Raw genomic sequence first — 24,687 nt, 5'->3', positions numbered from 1 at the left:
TCTGCGTCTTCGCCGCGCGAGAGTTTTTAACGCGTGTGCCGCAAGATCTGCCCAGGTGGTGAAATTGGTAGACGCAGGGGACTCAAAATCCCCCGCCGCAAGGCGTGCCGGTTCGATTCCGGCCCTGGGCACCAACAAGTTTCCAAGCAATACCCAAGCAACACAAAGAAAACCCGCGCCAGCCGAACGCTTCGCGGGTTTTTCGTTTTTGGTTTCGCAATCTTGTCGCGCGGTTTGAGCAGCGCGACAGCAACCCGCCGCGCCACCTGATCGTCAACTCTGCCGCCCAACCACCCGCGCAGCACTCCCATGCGCCGCCGCGCGCCTGCGCTTGAACTCATAACCCGCCCACATCACCACGAGCCACACCGGCACGAGCCACACGGACACGGACAAACCGGGCGTCATCGCGAGAATCACGAGGATCAGCGCCATGAACGCGAGGCAGATCCAGTTGCTCACCGGAAACCAGAACGACTTGAAGACGAGCGTCTCGCCCGCGGCAACCATCGCCCGGCGCGACTTCAGATGCGTCAGGCTGATCAGCGCCCAGTTCAGCACCAGCGCGGCAACCACGAGCGCCATCAAGAGGCCGAGCGCTTCCGCGGGAATCAGATAGTTGACGATCACGCACGTGAACGTGGCGAGCGCCGACAGGCCGATCGCCATATACGGCACGCCGCGCCGGTCGACCTTCATCAGCGCGCGCGGCGCATTGCCCTGTTCCGCGAGACCGTACAGCATGCGGCTATTCGCATACACGCCGCTGTTGTACACGGACAGCGCCGCCGTCAGCACCACGACGTTGAGCACGTTGGCGGTCAACGTCGAACCGATCTGCGAAAAGATCATCACGAACGGGCTGCCGCCGGCCGCGACCTCGTTCCACGGATACAGCGAAAGCAGCACGGCAAGCGAGCAGATGTAGAAAATCAGAATCCGGTAGATGACCTGATTCACGGCCTTCGGAATGCTCTTTTGCGGCTCGTCGGCCTCCGCTGCGGTAATGCCGATCAACTCCAGTCCGCCGAACGAAAACATGATGACCGCGAGCATCGTGAAGAGGCCATGAAAGCCATGCGGGAAAAATCCGCCGTGGCTCCAGAGATTCGTGATCGACGCCTGCGGTCCGCCGTGGCCGGAAATAAGCAGGTAGCCGCCGAACAGGATCATGCCGATCACGGCCACGACCTTGACGATCGCAAACCAGAACTCGGTCTCGCCGTACGCCTTCACGTTCGCGAGATTGATCGCGTTGATGCCGGCAAAGCAGACGAGCGCCGATACCCACGTCGGCACACCCGGCCACCAGTAGTGGACATACGTGCCGACCGCCGTCAGTTCGGCCATGCTGACGAGCACGTACAACACCCAGTAATTCCAGCCCGACAGGAAGCCGGGAAAGTCGCCCCAATACTTGTACGCGAAGTGGCTGAACGAGCCCGCCACCGGTTCCTGCGCGACCATCTCGCCCAACTGCCGCATGATCATGAACGCGATGATTCCGCCGATGGCGTAGCCGAGAATCATCGACGGGCCGGCGGCCTGCAACACGCTCGCCGAGCCGAGAAAAAGGCCCGTGCCGATCGCGCCGCCGAGCGCAATGAGTTGAATATGGCGATTCTTGAGCCCGCGCTTCAGGCCCTCTTGCTGTAGTGCATTGTTCAAATTGCGCCCCAGTGTATGGATTTCGATCGCCCGACAGCAGACTTGTGGCCCGCCCCGGCAGAACCGAAAATTTTACCCCGGCCGATATTGCCCAAATACTGGTGTCAACCCGCGCTTCGTGCCGCGCCGCACTTGCCCCCGCCGAATGTGATTGTCACTGCGGCGCCGGTTCGGTATGTTGCCGTAGTCGGGTTGGCCGTCTCCGGAGATTCAGCATGTCGCCCAAAAAACGCCTCGTTTGCGCCGCCGTCTTGTGTCTTTGTTTTGCGAGCCGCGGCGCGTTCGCGCAGACTTACACGCCGGCTCCGGCGCCCGAACCTGCAACGTCTGCCGCGCCAGGCGTTGTACCCACGCCGAGGCCGGCTGCCGAACCCGCCGCGCCCGCTGTACGGGACCAGATGCCCGGCCAGGCGCCTGCCGCCGAAGCCAGCGCCGCCGCCGCGCCCGCTCCCGCTTCAGGCGCGCCGAGCACACCGTCCGCACCACCCGCCAAAGCCGCCGCCGCGCCGCCCGCCGGCGCGCCCATGACCGGTCCCGTGCGCAACGTCGTGCTGGTCCACGGCGCATTCGTCGACGGTTCGAGCTGGAACGGCGTGGTCGCGAAGCTGCAGCAAAAGGGCTATCGCGTGAGTTCGGTGCAGAACCCGCTGACCTCGCTCGCCGACGACGTCGCCGCGACACGCCGCGTGCTGGCTCGCCAGCAAGGGCCGACGATACTCGTCGGTCACTCGTGGGGCGGCGTCGTGATTACCGAAGCGGGCGCGAATGCGCCGAACGTCGCGGGACTCGTCTACGTGGCAGCCGTTGCGCCGGACCTGCACGAGTCGACGACGGACCTGCTGAAGCGCGCCGCGCCGATGCCGGCGGGCGCAGGCATCACGAAGGATGCAAGCGGCTTTCTGTGGCTCGATCGCAGCAAGTATCACGCGGATTTTGCCGCCGACGTCCCCGAGAACGTGACGCGCGTGCTGTCCGCGGCGCAGGTGCCGATCGCCGCGACGGCTTTCGGCGAAACGGTCAGTCAGGTCGCGTGGAAAGAGAAGCCTTCGTGGTACGTGCTGACGACGAAAGACCGCGCCGTGTCGCCGGACATCGAGCGATTCATGGCCGAGCGGATGGGCGCGAAGATCGTGCCGATTGCGTCGAGCCATCTCGCGCCGGTGTCGCATGCGGGCGCGATTGCGGACGTGATCGACCGCGCCGCGCGCGAACTGAGCCGGCAGCAGTAGGCGTAGGCCCGCAACACACTCGCTACCGCAGCATGAACGACATCGCCGACAGGCAGTTGAGCATGCGCACCACATGTTCCGCCGACGCCGCGCTAAAGCGCAGCGTCACTGCATCGACGCGCGTAATGGTCGGCCACTGACAGAAGAGATCGGCGAGCGCACTGGTCTGCACCCGCAGTTCGCACTCGACGGGTTTTGCGGCCGCGGCGCGCGTTGCTTGCGGTGCGCGTCCTTCGGCGAGATGCTGCTGCACGACCTCGCGCGCCGCGCTCTCTATCGCCGCGCGAGCGTTCGCCGGCGATTGCGTAACGCCGCTCGCGTTCCCTGTCGCGCTCTTCGTCACGACAAAACGCGCGCCTGGAAAACGCGGCGCGGTTTCCTCGGCGAATACATCGTCGCCCGATAAAAGCGCTACCTGTGCGCCATATTCTTCAGCGAGCGCACCGTACAACCCGGCCTCGCCCACCTCCACGCCGTTCAGCGAAACGCGTGCAAACGCAAAGCTGTTGATGGTGTGCGCAAGGATGCCGCGCGTTTGCGACATCGCGTGATAGCCGATCATGAAAACGAGCGACGCACCGTATTCGAGGCCCGCCATCATGCCGAGCGTGCGCGGTTTGCCGAGCACCACCTGAGCGCGTGCGTCGAGCAGATCGGGTAGCAGATTGCGAAAGCCGCCGTGCGAGTCGTTGACCCACACTTGCGTCGCGCCGCCCGCAAAGGCGCCTTCGATTGCGGCGTTCGCCTCGAGCGTCATCCAGCGGCGCGCGGCCTCATATTCGCCGTTGCCCGCACGCGTTTGCTCGGGGTGAAATACGCCGGCTATGCCTTCGATGTCGGCGGAAATAAGGACTTTCATCAGGGACTTTGCTTGAGTAAATGAGCGAGGTCGGGGACGCTCTCGCGCAGCGATAGACGTCGATGGCCATCGCGGCCGGTGACGGATTGCGCGCTCCACAACGCGTCGAGAATCGCCTGCTCGACGCTGTCGGCGCAGGCGCGAAAAAGCGGGTCCATGCATTGATCGGCGACGAGCGGCGGCAGCGCAATGTATTGCGCGAGATGCGGCACCGTGTAGGCCGTCGAAAAGGCGAGCGCGATGTCGCCGCTGCCGTGGCCATACACCGAACCCGTCCGCGCGAGGCCCGCTGCCGCGCGCAATGAAAGGCGCTTGAGTTGACGCGCGTCGAGCGGTGCATCGGTGGCGACGATCATGATGATCGAGCCTTGCTCGGGCTTTGTTGCATCGGCTTCGGCATCGGCTTTCGCTGCGCGTTGAGCCAGCATGCGCCCGACAGGATGGCCGTCGACAACCAGCATCGGCAAACGTCCAAAGTTAGCGAGCGCGAGCGCACCGACGACGTACTCTCGCCCCGCAACGCTCACCACGCGCGATGCAGTGCCGATGCCGCCCTTCAGATCGAAGCACGACATGCCGCGGCCCGCGCCCACCGAGCCGCTTGCCACCTTAGTTCCGGCTGCCGCGTACGCATCGTTGAAATGCTGTTCGCCGACGGCAAGCGCCTGAATATCGTTGAGGTATCCGTCGTTGCATTCGAACACCAGCGGATTGACGGTCGGCCACTCGCGCCCAATGCCTGGGTTCGCGTTAATCGCCGCGCGAATCTGCGCCTGCGCCACCGCGGCCACGCCGAACGTATTGGTCAACGCAATCGGCGTTTCGAGCGTGCCGAGTTCGTCGATCTGCACGAGACCAACGCTCTTGCCGAAGCCGTTGATCACCGACACAGCCGCAGGCACCTTGTCGACAAACGGATCGTCCGCATGCGGACGAATGACGGTCACGCCGGTTTGCAGCGCGCCTTCAGCGAGCGTGCAATGTCCGACGGTGACGCCCTCTACATCGGCGATCGTGCCCAGCGCACCGCTCGGCAATGTGCCGATATGCGGCGCGTTGTTATCAGCCTGCCAAGGTTGCGATTGCATCGAACTCATGCGCGGTCGAGTTTCGGATCGAGCGCATCGCGCAAACCGTCGCCGAGCAGGTTGAACGCCAGCACGGTCAGGAAAATCGCGAGACTCGGGAACAGCGCGATATGCGGTGCGGTCACCATATCGGCGCGCGCTTCGTTGAGCATCGCGCCCCACTCGGGCGTCGGCGGCTGCGCGCCGAGTCCGAGAAACGACAGGCTCGCGGCCGTGATGATCGACGTGCCGATACGCATCGTGAAGTACACGACGACCGACGAGATCGTGCCCGGCAAGATATGACGCACGATGATGGTCCAGTCCGACGCGCCGATACTGCGCGCCGCTTCGATATACGTGAGCTGCTTGAGCATCAGCGTATTGCCGCGCACGAGCCGCGCGAACGCCGGAATGCTGAAGATCGCCACCGCGCAGATCACGTTGACCATGCCGTTGCCGAGAATCGCGACCACGCCGATCGCGAGCAGAATGCCGGGGAAAGCGAACAGCACATCGGCCACGCGCATCGTGATGCGATCCCACCAGCCTTCGTAGTAACCGGCGAGCAGCCCGAAGAACGTGCCGATCACCGCGCCTATCGCGACGGAAAGAAAGCCTGCTTCGAGCGAGATGCGCGAGCCCGCGAGAATGCGGCTGAAAATATCGCGGCCCAGTGAATCGACGCCGAACCAGTGCGCAGCGGAAGGCCCCGCGTTCAACGCGTCGTAATCGAAGAAATTCTCCGGGTCGTAGGGCACGATATGCGGCGCGGCAATCGCGACCACGACCAGCAGCAGCACGAAAATGCCGGCGGCGAGCGCCACATGCTGCTTGCGAAACTTGCGCCAGAATTCGCTCCACGGCGTGCGGATCGTGCGCTCGGCGTTCTTGGTTTTGGCCGCATTCGGCTCGGTGGCTGTCGTGCTCATGCGGGCCTCACTTGAAACGGATAGTCGGATTGATCACGGCGTACAGCACGTCCACGACCAGGTTGATGATGATGAATTCGAGCGAGAACAACAGCACCTCCGCCTGAATCACCGGATAGTCGCGCATCGACACCGCATCCACCAGCAGGCGCCCGAGGCCCGGCCAGTTGAATACGACCTCGACGACAATCGAGCCGCCGAGCAGAAAGCCGAACTGAAGGCCCATCATCGTGACGACGGGAATCATCGCGTTGCGCAGGCAGTGCTTGACGATCACGAGCCGCTCGGGCACGCCCTTCGCGCGCGCGGTGCGCACGAAGTCTTCGTTCATCACTTCGACGAACGACGCGCGCGTGAAGCGCGCCATCACTGCCGCGACGGCCGCGCCGAGCGTCAGCGAAGGGAGGATGTAGCTCTGCCACGAACCATCGCCGACGATAGGCAGCCAGCCGAGCTTCACCGAGAAGATTTCCATCAGCAGCATGCCGAGCGCGAAGGCGGGAAACGAAATGCCCGACACGGCAAGCGTCATGCCGAGCCGGTCCGGCCAACGGTTACGCCACACCGCCGACACGATGCCGATGCCCATGCCCAGCACCACCGCCCACACCATGCTCGCGAGCGTGAGCAGCAGCGTCGGCATGAAGCGCTCGGCGATCTCCTCGCTCACGGGCCGCTTGCTGCGTGTGGAAATGCCGAAGTCGCCGTGCGCGATCTTCACGAAGAAGCGCGCGAATTGCTGCGGCATCGGCTTGTCGAGCCCGAGGTCGGCGCGCACGAGAGCGACGGTCGCTTCGTCGGCATCGGGACCGGCCGCGAGCCGCGCCGGATCGCCCGGCAGCAGATGCACGAACAGAAAGACCAGCACCGCGACGATCGCGAGCGTCGGCAGCAGACCAAAGAGACGTTTGACGATGAAATTCAGCATTGAAGCTCAATCCGGCAATGATTCGGGCAACGAAATACCATGTACTGCTCATGCGAGCGCGCGGCGCCGCGCGTCCTGAAGCGTCCTGATCGACGTGCAGCGCCGCGCGCCCGGCTCGTCACTTGATGGCGATTTCGTCGAAGTTAAACGAACCGTCCGGCGCGACATACGCACCCGACAGACGCTTGCTGCGCGCATACACGACCTTTTCCTTGACGAGGAAAATCCACGGCGCGTCGGCCCAGATGCGCTTTTGCGCGTCCGTGTAGAGCGCGGCTTTCTGCGCGCGGTCGGTGGTTTCGAGCGCCTGCTTCAGATCGTTGTCGACGGTATCGTTCTTGTAGTACGCCGTGTTCATCATCTTCGGCGGGAACGAGACCGTTGCGAGCAGCGGCGTGATCGCCCAGTCGGCTTCGCCCGTCGACGACGACCAGCCCGCGTAATACATGCGCACCGGCGCAGTGGCGGCGTCCTGCGCGCTTTCGACTCGGGCGACGCGCTGACCGGCCTCAAGCGCTTCGACCTGCGCCTTGATGCCGACCTGCGCGAGTTGCTGCTGCACGAACTGAATGACCTTCTGCGCCGTCGAGTAGTTATACGCGGACCACAGCGTGGTTTCGAAGCCGTTCGGATAGCCGGCTTCCTTCAGCAACGCGCGCGCCTTCGCCGGATCGTACGGCCACGGCCCGAGCTTCACCGCATAGTCGACGCCCTGCGGCACCACGCCGTCAGCCGGCGTTGCGTAACCGGCGAACACGACCTTCGTCAGCGCTTCCTTGTTGACCGCGTAGTTGAGCGCCTCGCGCACCTTCGGGTTATCGAACGGCTTCTGATTCAGGTTCAGGCTGATATAGCGCTGAATGATCGAAGGCGATGCGATCAGATCGACCTTCGGGCTCGACTGCAATTGCGCGGCCTGCTCGAACGGCACCTGAAACGCGAAGTCCGCTTCGCCGGTGCGCATCAACGCGGCGCGCGTGTTGTTGTCGACCACCGGCTTCCAGTCGATCGCGTCGATCTTCGGGTAGCCCTTCTTCCAGTAGCCGGCAAACTTCTTCACCGTCAGGTCGCCTGCCGGGTCCCACTTCACGAATTCGAACGGACCTGTGCCGACCGGATGGAACGCGATGTCCTTGCCGTATTTCTTCAGTGCGTCAGGCGAAATCATCACCGCCGACGGATGCGCGAGCACGTTCACGAATGCCGAGAACGGCGCCTTCAGCGTGATCTTCACCGTGTACGGATCGACCACTTCGGTCTTCTCGATACGGTTGAACATGTTGTAGCGCTTGAGCTTGTTCGCCGGATCGGTCACGCGGTCGAAGTTCGCCTTGACAGCGTTTGCGTTGAAGTCCGTGCCGTCCTGGAACTTGACGCCATGACGCAGCTTGAACGTGTAGACGCGCGCATCGGGGCTCGCTTCATAGCTGTCGGCGAGCACGTTGACGAGCTTCATGTCCTTGTCGAAGCCGAACAGGCCCTGATAGAACGACTTCGCGACGGCTTGCGAGAGCGTGTCGTTGGCATCGTAGGGATCAAGCGTCGTGAAGTTCGTGGCGACGGCCATCACTGCAGTCGTTTCGGCGTGCGCGGCGTTGCCCGCGAGCATGGCGAACACTACTGCGCCGCCGCCGAGCAGCGCGCGCAAACGAAACGGAGAAGACGGGACCAGCAGGTTCATGAGTTGGCTCCAGGCTGCGAGTTGAAACGGTTTAGGTTGTGTTTGACGACTTGCTTCGGCGTGTTGCGCCGAGGCTTTTTTGCTTTGCTTTTTGCTTTGCTGCTTTAATCGTTCGGCTTTGATGACTCGTTCAATACGCACCGCCCACGCGATGCTGCGCGACGAAGTGATCGGGCCCGACCGCGATAAGCGGCGCTACCACGGGCTCATCGCTCAATGCGCGGATCGGGCTCGGGATTTCGTCGGCGGCGAGCATGCGTTTCGCGTGACGGCGCGCCGGATCGGCAACCGGCACGGCGCCCATCAGCTTTCTCGTGTACGGATGCTGCGGCGCCTCGAACACCGCGCGACGCGGCCCGATCTCGACGATCTGTCCGAGATACATCACGGCCACGCGATGACTGACGCGCTCGACCACCGCCATGTCGTGCGAAATGAATAGATACGCGACGCCCAGTTCGCGCTGCAAATCGAGCATCAGATTGACGATCTGCGCCTGCACGGAGACATCGAGCGCGGAAACGGATTCGTCGGCGATCACCACCTTCGGATTCAATGCGAGCGCGCGCGCAATCGCGATGCGTTGCCGCTGACCGCCGGAGAATTCATGCGGATAGCGGCGCGCGGCTTCGGGCGGCAAGCCGACTTTTTCGAGCAGCCACGCGACTCGCGCTTGCGCCTCGGCACCTTGCGCGACGCCGTGCACGAGCAGCGGCTCCATGATCGAAAAGCCGACCGTGAGCCGCGGATTGAGCGACGCGAACGGGTCCTGAAAAATGAACTGGATGTCGCGCCGTAATGCCTGTAGTGACGCGCCGGTGAGCGAACTGATTTCGCGGCCGTCGAATTCGATCGAACCGCTCTGGCTTTGCACGAGCCGCAATAGCGATCGGCCCGTGGTCGACTTGCCGCAGCCCGACTCGCCGACGAGCGCGAGCGTCTCGCCCGGCCGCAAATCGAAGCTGACTTTTTCGACGGCATGCACGCGGCCGGTCAGGCGGCCAAAGAGACCGCTTCGCACCGGAAAGCGCGTGACGAGATCGCGCACACGCAGAATAGGCGGCGTGCTTTCGTCGACGCGCGGCTGTTCTTCTTTCGCGACGGCGGCCGCGGGCCGCACGGGTTCATCGGCGCCGCTCAAGCTCGCCTGCTCGACGGTCAGAATCGGAAACTTCGCGGGCTGATCGGTGCCTTGCATCGCGCCGAGACGCGGCACGGCTGCGAGCAGCGCCTTCGTATAAGCATGCGACGGCGCGGCAAAAATCGTATCCGACGCGCCCTCTTCCACTTTTTCTCCGCGATACATCACGAGCACGCGGTCCGCGACTTCGGCGACCACGCCCATGTCGTGCGTGATGAAGATCACGCCCATGTTCATCTCGTCCTGCAAGCCACGGATGAGTTGCAGAATCTGCGCCTGAATGGTCACGTCGAGCGCGGTGGTGGGTTCGTCGGCGATCAGCAATGCGGGCTTGCACGACAGCGCCATCGCGATCATCACGCGCTGGCGCATGCCGCCCGACAGTTGATGCGGAAAGCGCGCGGCCACGCGCCGTGCCTCGGGAATGCGCACGAGTTCGAGCAGACGCAACGTCTCGGCGAACGCCGCCGAACGGCTCTTGCCCTGATGCAGCGAAATCGCCTCGCTGATCTGGTCGCCCACCGTGAAGACCGGATTGAGCGACGTCATCGGCTCCTGGAAGATCATCGCGATGTCGGCGCCGCGAATTGAACGCATCGTGCCCGACGACGCTTTCGCGAGGTCGAGCACGTTGCCGTCGCGGCGCCGGAACATGATGCTGCCGCCGGCAAGGCGCCCACCGCCGTGCTCGATCAGCCGCATCAACGCGAGCGATGTCACCGATTTGCCGGACCCCGATTCGCCGACGATCGCGAGCGTCTCGCCGCGCTCGACCGTGAACGACAGATCGCGCACCGCGTTAAACGTGGTCTCGCCGCTGCGAAACGCAACCGACAGGTTGTCGACCGACAGCACGCGCTGTGGCGGCAAGGGTTCAATAAGCGGGCTGGCGGTGTGCGATGAAGTCGGCACGGTGGTTCCTTTAAATTCGAACGCGCGGGCGGTTCTGCAATATTGTTCTGGATGACGAACTAACGGTAGATCGCCGTCACCGGCATTTCGCCGACGCGCGCGAAACCGCGGTACATGCCCTCGGTATTGAACGGCAGCGCGATGTTGCCGCGCGCGTCGACGGCGATCAGGCCGCCGCGGCCGTCGATCTTCGGCAGGCGGTTCATCACAACGTCGTGCGCGGCGTCGTGCAACGACACGTTGCGATAGGCCATTTGCGCGGCGACGTCGTAGGCGGCGACCATGCGCATGAACATTTCCCCCGAGCCGGTTGTCGAGACCGCGCAGGTCGCGTCGTCCGCATAACAGCCCGCGCCGATCAGCGGCGTATCGCCTACGCGTCCTACCTGTTTATTGGTGACGCCGCCCGTCGATGTCGCCGCGGCCACGTGGCCGTGCCGGTCGAGCGCGACCGCGCCGACAGTACCGAACTTGCGGTTCGGATCGATCGGTTCGTGCGGCGTGGGATCCTGAGCAGCCGTTGACGTTGACGATGACGATGCAGCGAGGCTCGCGCCGTCGTGGTCGAGCATCGCACGTTGCTGATCGCGCGCAAGCAGCCATTGACGATGACGCGCCTCGGTATCGAAGTACGCAGGCTCGACGAATTCAAGTCCCTGCGCGGCCGCGAAACTTTCGGCGCCTTCGCCGGTGAAAAGCACATGTTCGCTGCGCTCGAGCACACTGCGCGCCGCCAGAACCGGATTGCGCACGCGCTTCACGCAGCAGACCGCGCCGGCTTCGAGCGTGCTGCCGTCCATGATCGCCGCGTCGAGTTCGTGCGTGCCCGCGGCGGTGTACACAGCGCCACGGCCCGCGTTGAACAGCGGACAGTCTTCGAGCAGCCGCACCGCTTCGCTCACCGCGTTGAGCGCGCTGCCGCCGTCCGCGAGCACGCGTTGACCGGCGCTCAGCACCGCGTGCAACGCCGCGTGATATTCGGCTTCGGCGCTCGCCGCGAGCGACGCCCGCAGGATCGTGCCCGCTCCGCCATGAATGGCAATGACTGCGTTGGTGTTCATCGTTTGAGTTTGGGTTGGGCTTTTGCAGTGCGAGGTTTTGCGACAGCAGCGCCGGCCGCTTGCGCGACCGTACTCGCCGACGCCGACGCGGAGAGCGGATCGGTAAGCCACGGCAGGACAAATTCGGTGACTTCGGCGGCCGCCTTCACCGAGCGTTTCGCGCGATACGCAACCGCGTCGCACAGCGCTTCGATCACCGCGAGAACGGCCGCGTCCGCGTTCGCCGCAAGCCGGCGTTCGGAGCGCACATACAACGACAGGTCGGCGAATTGCGCGAGCGGCGAGCGCGGACCGTCGGTGAGCGCAAGCACGCGTGCCCCGCGCGTCGCCGCACGGCGCGCGAGTTCGATGGTGTCGTCGACATAACGCGGGAAGGCGATGCCGATCACGAGGTCGCCTTTATCGCAATTGAACAGACGCCGCGCGGCATGCGACGGTCCGCCGATGAACGCGAGCGACTGCACGTTGTCGTGATAGGCCATCAGGTTGTGCTCCATCAGCCCGGCGAGAAACGCGCTCGTGCCCGCGCCGAGCACGAACACGCGGCGCGCCGCGAGAATGGCTTCGACGACGGCTTCGGCGGCGGCGCTGTCGATCGCGGTGCGCGTCAAATGCAGATTGCTGGCCGCCTGTTCGAGCGAAGCGTCGACGACATCGTCGCCCGCGGCGAGCGACTCTTGCGCGCTGCGTAGCCGCTCGACCGGCGCGAGCGTCGCCTCGAATCCGCGCACGAGCGCCTCACGAAACTGCGGATAGCCGTCGAAGCCGAGCGCGCGCGCAAAGCGATTCGCCGTTGCAACCGACGCGCCGACCACGCTCGCAAGCTCGTCGATCCGCATGGTGGCCGCGCGAAACAGATTGGCCAGCACGTACTCGCCCATGCGCCGATGAATCGGCGTGAGCGTGGGCATGGCTGCCGCGATGCGCGCGGCGATAGCCTGCTCGGCGTGGCTGGATGCAACGGACGGTTGATGAATCATGCGGGCGATGCAGCGCGGTAGTGTCTTTGCAACAGCGAGTTTTTAGTGGTGTAAGCGGAATGCATGAAAGTATATTTACATGGAATTGGCCTAGAAAAAAATTCATTTTCATTTTTACGGGTTTGCCCTGGCGTTCTGCACGCAATGGAATTGATCTTCAGCAAGCGGCGGCATGTTGCTGTTCGGGAATGCGGGCGAGCCGCGCGGCAGGCGACATCGCAATGATCGACGCCTGCACGAGAAACGCCGCTGCCGCTACGACGAGGCACGCGTCCACGCTCCAATGCGCGCTGATCAACGCGCCGAGCAGTGCGCCCGCAGGCCGCGCGCCGTAGGTGGCCGTGCTGTTGAGCGCCGAGACGCGGCCCATCATCCGTTGCGGCGTGATGGCCTGACGCAGCGTGGTCGAGCCGACCACCCAGAGGATCGGCCCAACGCCGAGCAGGAAGAAGCTCAGCAGCGCGAGCCAGAACGACGGCGCGACGAGCGTCGCCACCATCACGAGCGAAGCCAGCAGTCCGCACGACGGCCCGATCATCAGCACGCGCCCGAACGCGAGGCGTCGCGCGGTGGCGGGCGCGGCCAGCGCGCCGCACACCATGCCGACGCCATACGCGCCAAGCGTGATGCCAACCGCCGACGCACTGAGCCCGAGCCGATGCACCGCATACGCCACGTACACCGCTTGCAGCACGAAGAAGCCGAGGTTGAAAAAGACCGCGGTCGCGAGCATCGGAAGCAGTAAGGCATCGTGCCAAACAAAACGCATGCCGTCGCGCAGTTCGTGCATGAAGTGACGCGCGGGCACTGGCGCGCGAGGCGGTTCGCGCAATCCCGCGAGCAAAGCCACCGCCAACGCCGACAAGCCGGCCGCGCAGCCGTATGCCCAGCCCGCGCCGATCCAGCCGACGAGCAACCCGCCGAGCGCCGGTCCCGCCGAATAGGCAACGCTGCGCGCCAGTTCGAGGCGTCCATTGGCGCTCGCATACGCTTCGCGCGAGACGATCGACGGCACCAGTGACGGCGCGGCAACGTTGTATGCGACCGTGCCCGTCGCGGCGATGAAACCGAGCACGCCGAGCAAGGGAAGATTGAGCGCATGAGTCAGCAGAAGCATGAGAACGCATAGCATCGCGACGACACGCAGGCTTTCGGCGAGCGCCATCAACGTGCGGCGCGAGCGGCGGTCGGCCCAGACGCCGAGCGGAATCGACAGCAACAGGAACGGCAACGTCTGCGCTGTCTGCAACAGGCCGGTGCCGCGCGCGTCGGCGCCGAGCGCGAACACTGCGACGAGCGGCGCGGCGGCAAGACTGATCTGCTCGGCCGATTGCGCCACCAGATTCGACCATGCAAGCCGCTGAAAAGCGGCCGGCAAAGCGGCACGGGATGAGGACGGCGTGGCGTGCATCGATGGCTCCTGCAACGGATTAGGAAGTGACCATCGTGGCCGCGATCGCCGCGCGGCACGCCCCGCTTCTTGCGGTGTTATTCTTCGCTCGCCATGAATCTCGAAAGCATTCTTTTCTCCCAGGGCTTCGGCTCCCGCCGTCAATGCCGCGCGCTGATTGCGGACGCTCGCGTCGCGATTGGCGGCATCGTATGCACGGACCCGGATGCGGACTGCGCAACCGACGACGCGTCGTTCAGCTTCAGCGTCGACGGTGTGCCGTGGCCGTATCGCGAGCATGCGTATCTGCTGCTCAACAAGCCGGCGGGCTATGAATGCTCGCGCGATCCGCAGCATCATTTGAGCGTGTTCAGTCTGCTGCCGCCGCAATTCGCCGAGCGCGGCGTGCAATGCGTGGGCCGGCTCGATCAGGACACGACCGGCTTGCTGCTCCTCTCCGACGACGGCAAGTTCGTGCACATGTTCACGTCGCCGAAACGCAAGGTGCCGAAGGTGTACGTCGCGACCACGCGCCATGCTATCGACGACCAGCAGTTGAGTGCGTTGCGCGATGGCGTGCTGTTGCACGGCGAGTCGAAAGCGGTGGCCGCGATCGACGCTCACGCGCGCGGCGAGCGCTCGCTCGCGCTTACCGTGATGGAAGGCAAGTATCACCAGGTCAAGCGGATGATCGCCGCGGCGGGCAACCGTTGCGAAGCGCTGCATCGCGAGCGCGTTGGCGGCCTTGCGTTGCCCGCGACGCTTGCGCCCGGCGCGTGGCAATGGCTCGACGAAACCGAACTCAAGCTGTTGGGATCTTCACGGACTGGGTAAACGACAACAGCGCGACAACAGCGCCGCTATAGCGCACGCAACTGTCTGACGACACAGGACATTCGATGCGCGCGGACGCACATTCGCTCGCGCCCTGCATGCGTTGAACGCTGCGCCGCAGCATGCGGTTGCTCATGGCTCGCCCTATACTCGTCTAAACAAAGACTACAAAGAGTTCAAGGAGGCGCCATGATCGTCCATAACGGAATCATGAACTCATATGTGATGGTGGCGTTTGTGTGTCTCGGGGTGCTGCTGATCGGCGGATTGCTGATCGTGATGCGGCGGCGGCACAAGTACGATCCCAATCTGATCGGCGCGTTGGTCGGCGCAATGCTGTGCTTTTTGCTGCTGGAGGCGCTGCCCGCGCTGACCTGAACGGCGAAGCGAGCGGCGCACGGCGCGCAGCGGTCGCGCCGGGTTCTCTGTTGTCCGCGGCCACGCGACGTGGCTATCGCGCTTCACAGTTTGGCGTCGTTCATCACTTCGAGCGCTGCTCGCCACGCCCCGCTTCGCGCAAAAAATCCTCGACGCTCGGATAGCGCAAACGCACGCCCAGTTCCTCTTTCAGACGGCGATTCACGAGCCGCCTCGACTCGCGCATGAACGACAGCAAGGTCGGCTCGATCTGCGCTTCGGCTTGCTCCCGCGTGATGCGCGGCGGGCGAGCCAAACCGAATGCATCCGCAACGAGATCGAAGTACTCGCCCATTTTCAGCGACGAGTCGTCGGACGCATGGATCACGCGCGACGGCCGGCCGTGTGTCGCGAGACGCACGAGGATCGCGGCGAGGTCGTCGGCGTGAATGTGGTTCGTGTAGACGTCGTCAGTAGCGACGAGCGCGGGCGTGCGTTTTTCGAGCCGCGCAAGCGGCAGGCGATTGCCCGCATAGATGCCGGGAATGCGCGCGATGCTCGCGGCAATCGAGCCGCGTGCGGTTGCGCGCCGCAACTGGCGCTCGGCGGACACGCGGCGCTTCGCGCGCGCATTGGCCGGATCGACGCTGCGCGTTTCGTCGAGCCACGCGCCGCCGCAATCGCCATAGACGCCCGTCGTGCTCGCATAGACGAAGCGCACGGGCGCGCGCGAAGCCGCGGTCCGGCGAAGGCCGTCGGGTACAATATTGGCTGGTTCTGCCGCTGTGCCTGCTGTTGCCCACGAGGCGCGAGCGCGGCGCATGCGCCCGATCGGCGCGGACGTTGCATAGCGTGTTGCGCGTGCCAAAGCAAAGTCGCGGCGCATGCTCAAGGTGGCGAGCAACGCGCGGGTGCGGCGGTCGTCGTCGCCGGATTTCTGCGGGGGTGCGAGATGCAGCACGGTCGGCGCGAGACCCGCGAGCCGTTTCAGGCTGCGGCGCTCGTCGAGATCGCCGACCAGCGGCGAGACGCCCGCGGCGCGCAATTCGGCGCAGCGCCCGGCGTGGCTGGTGAGCGCGAAGACGTGAGCGTGCGGCAGCAGCAGAGGCACGCAGCGCATGCCGACATCGCCGCAACCTACGATCAACACGCGCGGACGGCGGAAGTTTCGTGTCGCTTTCATGGTGCAGGCATTGTAGCCGCCACGCGCCGCGCGCATCGGGCGGCAGTGGGCGCAGCCCTTGCTGCTCCTCGCTGTAGCTTCGCCGTAGCCTCGCCGTGACTTATTAACGATTACCGACTTTCCATTTCCGAACACATATGGCATTCAACGTCACGCTCCGGCAAAGCGGCCGGCAGTTTCAGGTAGAACAGGACGAACCGGTGTTGACCGCGGCCTTGCGTCAGGGCATCGGTCTGCCGTACGGCTGCAAGAACGGCGCATGCGGTTCGTGCAAGGGCGCCGTGGTGAACGGCCAGGTCGAGCAGCGCGCGCACTCGTCGTCGGCGTTGTCGAACGATGAAAAGACTCGCGGCATGGCGCTCTTCTGCTGCGCGACGGCGTGCTCGGATCTGGAAATCGACATCCGCGAAGTGGCCGGCGTGGGCGACGTGCAGGTCAAAAAGCTGCCGTGCCGCGTGAACGCGATCGAGCGCAAGGCCGACGACGTCGTCGTGCTCAAGCTGCAACTTCCCGCGAACGAACGCCTTCAGTATCTGGCTGGCCAGTACCTCGAGTTCATTCTGAAGGACGGCAAGCGCCGCAGCTATTCGATGGCGAACGCGCCGCACGCCGAAGGCCCGATCGAGCTGCATATCCGCCACATGCCCGGCGGCGCCTTTACCGACCACGTATTCAACACGATGAAAGAGCGCGACATTCTGCGCTTCGAAGCGCCGCTCGGCACGTTCTTCCTGCGCGAAGAATCGGACAAGCCGATCGTGCTGCTCGCGTCGGGCACGGGCTTCGCGCCGCTGAAGGCCATCGTCGAACATGCGGTGTTCAAGAACCTGGATCGCCCGATGACGCTGTACTGGGGCGCGCGTCGCAAGAAAGACCTGTATCTGCTCGAGCTTGCCGAGCAATGGGCGCGCGAGATTCCGAACTTCAAGTTCGTGCCGGTGCTGTCCGAGCCGGACGCGAGCGATGCGTGGACCGGCCGTGTCGGCTTCGTGCATCGCGCGGTGATCGAGGATCTGCCGGATCTGTCCGCGTATCAGGTGTATGCGTGCGGCGCGCCGGTCATGGTCGAATCGGCGCAGCGCGATTTCACGCAACATCATCGCCTGCCCGAAGACGAGTTCTACGCGGATTCGTTCACGAGCGCGGCGGATCTCGCCAACGCGGTCTAAGCAAAACGCCGACGCAACGCGCTGTGTGCAAATTCATGGTTTACACCGGCGCTTGCCTTGTCGTATTCTTTCGCGCATGAACCGCATCCAGTCCGAACTTCGACGTCGCCGCTCGCCGCTTCCCTAGGGACGCCGCCGGCTTCGTCACGGATTCGCGCTACAACAGAGCGCAAGCTGTTCGAATCATGAAAGCCACGGCATGCCGTGGCTTTTTTGTTTTTCCCTCACCCACTTGTTACCCGCTGCCTGGAGCCTGCCGTCATGAACTTCAATGAGTATCCGATCGAGTCGCTGATGTACATCACGAACCGGCCCGACATCGTTTTCACGCACGGCAAGGGCTCGTGGATCTACGACAACAACGGCAAGCGCTATCTCGACTTCATTCAGGGCTGGGCCGTGAACTCGCTCGGGCACTGCAACGAAGGCATGATCGAAGCGTTGAACAAGCAGGCGCAACTGCTCATCAATCCGTCGCCGGCTTTCTACAACGAGCCGATGGCGAAGCTCGCCGGCCTGCTCACGCAACATAGCTGCTTCGACAAGGTGTTCTTCGCGAACAGCGGCGCGGAAGCGAACGAAGGCGCGATCAAGCTCGCGCGCAAGTGGGGCAAAAAGAACAAGGACGGCGCGTTCGAAATCATCACGTTCGATCACAGCTTCCACGGCCGCACGCTCGCCACCATGTCGGCGAGCGGCAAGCCGGGCTGGGACACGATCTACGCGCCGCAAGTGCCGGGCTTCCCGAAAGCGGATCTGAACGACATCGCGTCAGTGGAAAAACTGATCAACGCGAAGACGGTCGCGGTGATGCTCGAACCCATTCAGGGCGAAGGCGGCGTGATTCCCGCCACGCGCGAATTCATGCAGCAACTGCGCGAGCTGACCCGCAAGCACAACCTGCTGCTGATCGTCGACGAAGTGCAAAGCGGCTGCGGTCGCGCCGGCACGCTGTTCGCGTATGAGCTGTCGGGCATCGAGCCGGACATCATGACGCTCGGCAAGGGTATCGGCGGCGGCGTGCCGCTGGCTGCGCTGCTTTCGAAAGCCGAAGTTGCGATCTTCGAAGCGGGCGATCAGGGCGGCACCTACAACGGCAATCCGTTGATGACGGCCGTCGGTTATTCGGTGATCTCGCAACTGACCGCGCCGGGTTTCCTCGAAGGCGTGCGCGCGCGCGGCGACTATCTGCGCGCGAAGCTGCTGGAGTTGTCGGAAGAGCGCGGCTTCAAGGGCGAGCGCGGCGAAGGTCTGCTGCGCGCGCTGCTGCTCGGCAAGGACATCGGCAACCAGATCGTCGAAAAGGCGCGCGACATGCAGCCCGATGGCCTGCTGCTGAACGCGGCGCGTCCGAACCTGCTGCGCTTCATGCCGGCGCTGAACGTCACGAACGAAGAGATCGACCAGATGATGGCGATGCTGCGTTCGATCCTCGACACGCTGTAATCGAAGCGGGCCACGCATGATGAGCACGACTGCCGCGCTTTCGATCCGCCGGTTCGACGCACGCGACACCGACGCCGTGATCGCGTTGTGGCAACAGGCGTTTCCCGAGTACCGGGACGCGACGAAGCCGCAACGCAACCCGCGTCTGTCGATCGCAAACAAGCTCGCGACGCAGCCCGAATTGTTCTTCGTGGCCGTGCTGGGTGAACGCGTGGTCGGCACGGTAATGGGCGGCTACGACGGCCATCGCGGCTGGCTCTACTCGCTCGCCGTCGACGAGTCGTTGCGGCGGCATGGCATCGGCTCGCGTCTGGTCGCGCACGTCGAAGCGGCGTTGACCGCGCTCGGCTGCCCGAAGCTGAACCTGCAAGTGCTGTCCGCGAAGAACGACGTGCGCGCGTTTTACGAGGCGCTCGGTTATCGCGCGGATGAAGTCGTGAGTTTCGGCAAACGTCTTGGCGAGCTGGCGGATTCTTCGCGGGGTTGAGTGCTTCGTGGTGCGGTGTGCTGCGCCGCGCAAAGACAAAGGCCGCATGCGTTGGTTACGCATGCGGCCTTTGTTATTGAGGCTTTAGTTTGCGAGGCTTATTCGCCCAACTCATTCACCCAGCTCATTCACCCAGCTCATTCACCCAGATAAGCCGCCCGCACCTTCGGATCGTCCAGCATCTGCTTCGCATCCCCCGACATCGTGACGAGACCCGAGTCCATCACATAGCCGCGGTTCGCCGCCTGCAACGCGAGACGGGCGTTCTGCTCGACCAGCAGCACGGTCATGCCTTCACCCGAAATCGCGCGCACCACTTCGAAGATCTTCTCGACCATGATCGGCGACAGACCCATCGACGGCTCGTCGAGCAGCAGCAGCTTGGGACGCGAGATGATCGCGCGCGCCATCGCCAGCATCTGCTGTTCGCCGCCCGACAGCGTGCCCGCGTATTGCGTGGCGCGCTCCTTCAGACGCGGGAAAAAGCCGAACATGCGATCGACGTCGGCCTTGATGCCGTCGGTGTCGGTGCGCAGATAAGCGCCCATCTGCATGTTCTCGACAATCGACATGCGCGCGAAGATGCCGCGGCCTTCCGGCACCATCGCGAGGCCGCGCTTCAAAAGCTCGTGCGGCGGCACGCCCTTGATCGACTGGCCCATATACTCGATGTCGCCCGCAGCATACGGCTTCAGACCCGTGATCGCCTTCATCGTCGTGGTCTTGCCCGCGCCGTTTGCGCCGATCAGCGTGACCAGCTCGCCCTGCGCGACTTCGAGATCGATGCCCTTGACTGCCTGGATGCCGCCGTAGTTGACCTGAAGGCCCTTGATTTTCAACATGGTTTGCGTCGTGGACATCAGTGGACTCCTGCACCCAGATAAGCTTCGATCACCTTCGGATCCTTCTGCACGTCTTGCGGCAGACCTTGCGCAATCACCTTGCCGTAGTCGAGCACCGTCATCTGGTTGCACAGACCCATCACGAGTTTCACGTCGTGCTCGATCAGCAGAATCGTCTTGCCGTCCGCGCGAATCTTGTCGAGCAGCCTGGTCAGTTCAACTTTTTCCGTTGCGTTCATGCCGGCAGCGGGTTCGTCGAGTGCGAGCAGCTTCGGATCGGTCGCGAGCGCGCGCGCGATTTCAAGCCGGCGCTGGTGACCGTACGACAGATTGCGCGACGTGTAGTCCGCGTACTGCGCGATGCCGACGTACTCCAGCAGTTCGATCGCGCGCTCCTTGATCTCGCGCTCTTCCTTGCGCTCGGCCGGCGTCTGGAACACCGCACCGATCAGGCCGTGCTTCGTGCGCACGTGGCGGCCGACCATCACGTTTTCCAGCGCGGTCATGCCGCCGAACAGACGAATGTTCTGGAACGTACGCGCAATGCCGGCCTTCGCGACCTGATAGACGGCCGTCGGCGTGTAGTTCTGGCCGTCGAGCTTGAAGTCACCCGAGTCAGGCGTGTAGAGGCCCGTGATCACGTTGAAGAACGTGGTCTTGCCGGCGCCGTTCGGGCCGATCAGACCGTAAATAGTGCCTTCCTCGATCTGAAGGCCGACGTCCGATAGCGCCTGCAAACCGCCGAAGCGCTTGTTCACGCCCTGCACGGACAGACGGATTTTTTTATCGCTCATGTGATTTCTCCTATCCGCGTCCGTTACGCGCGCACCGGCTTCTTGCCGGCACGCTTCGACAGCTTCGCAATCTTGTCTTCGTGCTTCGGCGACGGCCACAGGCCTTCCGAGCGGTACAGCATGATCAGCACCATCGCCAACGCGTAGACGAGCTGACGGATCACTTCCGTATCGACGATTTCATGGCCGAAGATCATGTGCTGCAGCGGACCCATCGTCGAGCGCAGGAATTCGGGCAGCACCGCGAGCAGCACCGCGCCGAGAATCACGCCGGGAATGTGACCCATGCCGCCGAGCACCACGCACGCGAGCACCACGATCGACTCGGGCAGCGTGAACGATTCCGGCGACACGAAGCCCTGGAACGCGCCGAACATCGCGCCTGACAGACCGCCGAACGACGCGCCCATCGCGAACGCGAGCAGCTTCACGTTGCGCGTGTTGATGCCCATCGCCTTCGCCGCGATTTCGTCTTCGCGGATCGCGGCCCATGCACGGCCGATGCGCGAGTGCTGCAAACGCGTACACACCCAGATCACGAGCAGCGCGGCAAGCACGAACAGGTAGTAGTACGAGTACACCGACGGGAACTGGAAGCCGAACAGCGAGTGCGACTGCGACAGGCTGAAGTCGCCCAGGTGCACCGGCGCAATCGCCGTGATGCCCTTCGGTCCGTTGGTGATGTTCACCGGACGGTCGAGGTTGTTCAGGAAAATCCGCACGATTTCCCCGAAGCCCAACGTCACGATGGCGAGGTAGTCGCCGCGCAGACGCAGCGTCGGTGCGCCGAGCAAGACGCCGAACAGCGCGGCCACGCCCATCGCGCACGGCACGATGATGAGGAACGGCACGTGCAGCCCGTTCGGCGCGAGATGCGCGATCCATTCGAATTGCGACGACAGGTGCGGCGAGGACAGCAGCGCCGCCGTGTACGCGCCGACCGCGTAGAACGCGATGTAGCCCAGGTCGAGCAGGCCGGCGAAGCCGACCACGACATTGAGGCCGAGCGCGAGCATCACGTACAGCATCGCGAAGTCGAGCACGCGCACCCAGTAGTTGCCGCCCGCGGTGCCGATGATCATCGGCGCGGCGATCACGAGCACCGCCGTGATGATGCCGACGGTCAGCGTCTTCGCCAGGTTCTTCTCGGGAATGAGCGTCGTGGACGGCTCGATCGGTTGAATTGAGGTCATTTGATTTACTCCTTGGCCTGGATCAAGCGCGATCCGCAACGCGTTCGCCGAGCAGACCCGACGGACGGAACACCAGCACGATGATCAGCACGATGAACGCAAACACGTCCTGATAGTTACTGCCGAACACACCACCTGTCAGGTTGCCGATATAACCCGCGCCCAACTGTTCGATGAGCCCCAGAATCACGCCGCCGACCATCGCGCCGCCGAGATTGCCGATGCCGCCGAGCACCGCCGCGGTGAACGCCTTCAGGCCTGGGATGAAGCCCATGTAGAAGTGCGCGTTGCCATATTCGGAGGCGATCATCACACCGGCGAGCGCGGCGAGCGCCGAGCCGATCATGAAAGTGGCCGAGATCACGAAGTTCGGGTTCACGCCCATCAGCGAGGCGACGCCGGGGTTCTCGGCAATTGCGCGCATTGCGCGGCCGAGCTTGGTCTTGTGCACGAGGAGCAGCAGGCCCGCCATCACGAGGAACGCGACGACGATGATCACGATTTCAGTCATCGAGATCACGGCGCCGGGCGTCGTATCGGTGGCCTTGATCACGTTCAGCGGATCGGTCGGCAGAAGCTGCGGGAACGGCAGCGGATTGCGCGACCAGATCATCATGGCGAGCGTCTGCAGCAGGATCGACACGCCGATCGCGGTGATCAGCGGCGCGAGACGCGGCGCCTTGCGCAGCGGCCGGTATGCCACGCGCTCGATTGTGTAGCCGACGACCGCGCAGACCACGGCGGCGATCGCCAGCGCGATGCATAACGTCGGCACATTGCCCAAGCCGGGGAAGTGGTTCTGCAGCACGCCTATGGCTGACAGCGCAACCATCGCGCCGACCATCAACACATCGCCGTGGGCGAAGTTGATGATGCCGAGAATGCCGTAAACCATCGTATAGCCCAGTGCGATGATGGCGTAAACGCTGCCAAGCACCAGCCCGTTGAGGACCTGCTGGATGAAGATATCCATTTAATGCTCCTTAGCCCGTGCGGCTGGATTCGCGCTCTTCATCAGCCGGTGGGCGGTGATGCGTCACGCAATCTCAACGGCACTGCGGGTACTGATGTAAAAGACCGGTAAGGGTTTATCCGCCGCCGATTCACCTTCACGACTGGGTCACAGTCGCAGGCTAGCCTTCAGCGGATGCAAAAACGGCACCGTCGGGTGGTTCGGTGCCGTCAGGCTGAACGTCCCGTCATTACATCTTCACGACGTCGAGAACCGCTTTCTTGCCGTCCTTGAAGTCGTAAAGCGTAATGGCGCCCTCTTTCAAATCACCCTTGTCGTCGAACGCGATGCGGCCGATTACCCCGTGGTAATCGGTGGACGGCATCGCAGCCAGCACCTTGGGCGCCTCGATCGAATTAGCGCGCTTCATTGCATCGACAATCACGTACACAGCGTCGTACGTGAACGGTGCGTAAATCTGCACCGGCGTGTGGAAGCGGTCGACGTACTTCTTCTCGAAGTCCGCTCCCCTGTCCATTTTCGAAAGCGCGAGTCCCGCTTCCGAACAGACCAGGTTTTGCACGGCGGTTCCCGCCAGCTCACCTACCTTGTCGGTACACACGCCGTCGCCGCCAAGGATTTTTGCCCTGATACCGAGCGCCGCCGCCTGTTTGGCAAACGGCCCGCCCGTTGCGTCCATGCCGCCGAACATGATGGCGTCCGGATGAACACTCTTGATCTTCGTGAGGATGGCCCGGAAGTCCGTGGCCCGGTCGTTCGTCGCTTCGCGCGTGACGACTTTCGCTCCGTTCGCCTCGGCGGTCTTCGCGAATTCGTCCGCGAGTCCCTTGCCGTAGGCGGTCGCATCGTCCACAACGGCGATGCGTTTCGCGCCCAGCGCCTTCGTCGCGTAATTGGCAAGCGCGGGACCCTGCTGCGCGTCGGTGGCGACGACGCGGTAGGTCGTCTTGAAACCCTGCTGCGTGTAAGCCGGGTTCGTCGACGACGGCGAGATCTGCACGATGCTCGCGTCGCTATAGACCTTGGAAGCCGGAATCGACACGCCCGAATTCAGATGCCCGACGACGGCCACCACGTGATCGTCCACCAGCTTTTGCGCGACGGCCGTTCCCGTTTTGGGATCGGCGGCGTCGTCCTGCGCGTCGAGTTGCAAGTCGATCTTGTGGCCGTCGATCGTCAGGCCCTGCGCGTTGATTTCCTCGACCGCGAGACGCGCGCCGTTTTCGTTGTCTTTACCAAGATGTGCAATGCCGCCCGTCAACGGAGCCGCATGGCCGATTTTCACGACGATTGCTTCGCTTGCCGGCGCCGCGGATGCCGCTGCCGCCGACGCACCTGCTCCCGCCTCGCCATCCTGTTTTTTGCCGCACGCGGTCAACATCGCAACCGCGGCCGCGATGGACACGGCGTAAGCAAACTTGACTCGCATTAAGTAGGTCTCCCGCCCTTGCAAATTCCATCGTCTGAAGGCGCTAAGGCCTTGAGAACGCGCGCATTGTAACTCCAATTTTGCGACGGGCAATATTGTTGAACCGGCAGGGTTTTCCTGCATTGCAACCGT

The 24,687-nt window shown here is 63.7% G+C and carries 22 protein-coding genes and 1 tRNA gene; 7 read left to right on the top strand and 16 right to left on the bottom strand.

From position 1 onward, the window contains the following. The first annotated feature begins 49 nt into the window (after positions 1–49). Positions 50–134, top strand: a tRNA-Leu gene (locus P0D87_RS15050). A gap of 139 nt (positions 135–273) precedes the next feature. On the opposite strand, the gene P0D87_RS15045 is transcribed toward P0D87_RS15050, so the two are convergent. Continuing rightward, positions 274–1,668 carry an amino acid permease gene (locus P0D87_RS15045; protein ID WP_053858642.1) on the bottom strand — a complete coding sequence of 465 codons (1,395 nt, stop codon included), beginning with the start codon at positions 1,666–1,668 and terminating at the stop codon, positions 274–276. 215 nt (positions 1,669–1,883) lie between these two features. On the opposite strand from P0D87_RS15045, the gene P0D87_RS15040 reads away from it, so the two are divergent. Then, on the top strand, positions 1,884–2,897 hold the full coding sequence (locus P0D87_RS15040; RefSeq protein WP_053858643.1) for an alpha/beta fold hydrolase: 1,014 nt from the start codon (positions 1,884–1,886) through the stop codon (positions 2,895–2,897). A gap of 22 nt (positions 2,898–2,919) precedes the next feature. Here the strand turns inward: P0D87_RS15040 and P0D87_RS15035 are convergent, their stop codons facing one another. The 9 genes from P0D87_RS15035 to P0D87_RS14995 form a co-directional block, all read right to left on the bottom strand. Beyond that, positions 2,920–3,756: a M55 family metallopeptidase gene (locus P0D87_RS15035; protein WP_053858644.1), complete on the bottom strand. Its 837-nt coding sequence runs from the start codon at positions 3,754–3,756 to the stop codon at positions 2,920–2,922. Next, positions 3,756–4,853: a DmpA family aminopeptidase gene (locus P0D87_RS15030; RefSeq protein WP_053858645.1), complete on the bottom strand. Its 1,098-nt coding sequence runs from the start codon at positions 4,851–4,853 to the stop codon at positions 3,756–3,758. The genes P0D87_RS15035 and P0D87_RS15030 overlap by 1 nt, the downstream gene beginning before the upstream one ends. Continuing rightward, entirely contained in the window at positions 4,850–5,755 is a 906-nt protein-coding gene (gene gsiD, locus P0D87_RS15025) for a glutathione ABC transporter permease GsiD (RefSeq protein WP_006050138.1), read from the bottom strand. The genes P0D87_RS15030 and gsiD overlap by 4 nt, the downstream gene beginning before the upstream one ends. A 7-nt stretch (positions 5,756–5,762) precedes the next feature. After that, positions 5,763–6,683 (bottom strand): glutathione ABC transporter permease GsiC, encoded by a 921-nt coding sequence (gsiC, locus tag P0D87_RS15020; protein ID WP_006050137.1) that lies wholly within the window; start codon positions 6,681–6,683, stop codon positions 5,763–5,765. Positions 6,684–6,801: 118 nt separating this feature from the next. Then, positions 6,802–8,364: a glutathione ABC transporter substrate-binding protein GsiB gene (gsiB, locus tag P0D87_RS15015; RefSeq protein ID WP_029968019.1), complete on the bottom strand. Its 1,563-nt coding sequence runs from the start codon at positions 8,362–8,364 to the stop codon at positions 6,802–6,804. A gap of 130 nt (positions 8,365–8,494) precedes the next feature. Then, complete coding sequence (locus P0D87_RS15010; RefSeq protein WP_053858646.1) at positions 8,495–10,417, bottom strand: dipeptide ABC transporter ATP-binding protein; 1,923 nt, start codon at positions 10,415–10,417, stop codon at positions 8,495–8,497. A gap of 59 nt (positions 10,418–10,476) precedes the next feature. Next, on the bottom strand, positions 10,477–11,478 hold the full coding sequence (locus P0D87_RS15005) for an isoaspartyl peptidase/L-asparaginase family protein (protein WP_053858647.1): 1,002 nt from the start codon (positions 11,476–11,478) through the stop codon (positions 10,477–10,479). After that, positions 11,475–12,458 carry a MurR/RpiR family transcriptional regulator gene (locus P0D87_RS15000; RefSeq protein ID WP_053858648.1) on the bottom strand — a complete coding sequence of 328 codons (984 nt, stop codon included), beginning with the start codon at positions 12,456–12,458 and terminating at the stop codon, positions 11,475–11,477. The genes P0D87_RS15005 and P0D87_RS15000 overlap by 4 nt, the downstream gene beginning before the upstream one ends. Positions 12,459–12,615: 157 nt before the next feature. Next, on the bottom strand, positions 12,616–13,869 hold the full coding sequence (locus tag P0D87_RS14995) for an MFS transporter (RefSeq protein ID WP_053858649.1): 1,254 nt from the start codon (positions 13,867–13,869) through the stop codon (positions 12,616–12,618). Positions 13,870–13,962: 93 nt separating this feature from the next. Here P0D87_RS14995 and P0D87_RS14990 point away from each other — a divergent pair, with 93 nt between their 5' ends. Together P0D87_RS14990 and P0D87_RS14985 are read left to right on the top strand one after the other, a co-directional pair. Beyond that, positions 13,963–14,682 (top strand): pseudouridine synthase, encoded by a 720-nt coding sequence (locus tag P0D87_RS14990; protein WP_053858650.1) that lies wholly within the window; start codon positions 13,963–13,965, stop codon positions 14,680–14,682. Between the two features lie 189 nt (positions 14,683–14,871). Further along, entirely contained in the window at positions 14,872–15,060 is a 189-nt protein-coding gene (locus P0D87_RS14985) for a hypothetical protein (RefSeq protein WP_006050130.1), read from the top strand. Positions 15,061–15,163: 103 nt separating this feature from the next. Here P0D87_RS14985 and P0D87_RS14980 read toward each other — a convergent pair whose 3' ends face one another. Then, positions 15,164–16,222, bottom strand: coding sequence for an NAD-dependent epimerase/dehydratase family protein (locus tag P0D87_RS14980; protein WP_053859085.1), 1,059 nt, complete (start codon positions 16,220–16,222; stop codon positions 15,164–15,166). A 137-nt stretch (positions 16,223–16,359) separates the two neighbouring features. On the opposite strand from P0D87_RS14980, the gene P0D87_RS14975 reads away from it, so the two are divergent. The 3 genes from P0D87_RS14975 to P0D87_RS14965 all read left to right on the top strand — a co-directional run bounded on the left by P0D87_RS14975 (position 16,360) and on the right by P0D87_RS14965 (position 19,324). Then, complete coding sequence (locus tag P0D87_RS14975; protein WP_053858651.1) at positions 16,360–17,391, top strand: CDP-6-deoxy-delta-3,4-glucoseen reductase; 1,032 nt, start codon at positions 16,360–16,362, stop codon at positions 17,389–17,391. A gap of 261 nt (positions 17,392–17,652) precedes the next feature. Further along, positions 17,653–18,837, top strand: a complete 1,185-nt coding sequence (locus P0D87_RS14970; RefSeq protein ID WP_006050127.1) for an acetylornithine transaminase — start codon at positions 17,653–17,655, stop codon at positions 18,835–18,837. Positions 18,838–18,856: 19 nt separating this feature from the next. After that, on the top strand, positions 18,857–19,324 hold the full coding sequence (locus tag P0D87_RS14965; RefSeq protein WP_053859086.1) for a GNAT family acetyltransferase: 468 nt from the start codon (positions 18,857–18,859) through the stop codon (positions 19,322–19,324). Positions 19,325–19,461: 137 nt separating this feature from the next. Here P0D87_RS14965 and P0D87_RS14960 read toward each other — a convergent pair whose 3' ends face one another. The 5 genes from P0D87_RS14960 to P0D87_RS14940 form a co-directional block, all read right to left on the bottom strand. Beyond that, on the bottom strand, positions 19,462–20,166 hold the full coding sequence (locus tag P0D87_RS14960; RefSeq protein WP_029968028.1) for an ABC transporter ATP-binding protein: 705 nt from the start codon (positions 20,164–20,166) through the stop codon (positions 19,462–19,464). Positions 20,167–20,183: 17 nt separating this feature from the next. Continuing rightward, positions 20,184–20,960: an ABC transporter ATP-binding protein gene (locus P0D87_RS14955; RefSeq protein ID WP_006050124.1), complete on the bottom strand. Its 777-nt coding sequence runs from the start codon at positions 20,958–20,960 to the stop codon at positions 20,184–20,186. Between the two features lie 23 nt (positions 20,961–20,983). Then, entirely contained in the window at positions 20,984–22,153 is a 1,170-nt protein-coding gene (locus P0D87_RS14950) for an ABC transporter permease subunit (protein WP_006050123.1), read from the bottom strand. Positions 22,154–22,175: 22 nt separating this feature from the next. Next, positions 22,176–23,126: a branched-chain amino acid ABC transporter permease gene (locus tag P0D87_RS14945; protein WP_006050122.1), complete on the bottom strand. Its 951-nt coding sequence runs from the start codon at positions 23,124–23,126 to the stop codon at positions 22,176–22,178. 229 nt (positions 23,127–23,355) lie between these two features. Further along, complete coding sequence (locus tag P0D87_RS14940) at positions 23,356–24,555, bottom strand: branched-chain amino acid ABC transporter substrate-binding protein (protein WP_029968029.1); 1,200 nt, start codon at positions 24,553–24,555, stop codon at positions 23,356–23,358. Positions 24,556–24,687: the final 132 nt, after the last annotated feature.

The organism is Paraburkholderia sp. RL17-368-BIF-A (assembly GCF_046054045.1).
In the GTDB taxonomy this organism is placed as follows: Bacteria; Pseudomonadota; Gammaproteobacteria; order Burkholderiales; family Burkholderiaceae; genus Paraburkholderia; species Paraburkholderia graminis.
Note: the sequence above shows the minus strand (reverse complement) of the source record. Positions and strands in the feature narration are given on the sequence as shown.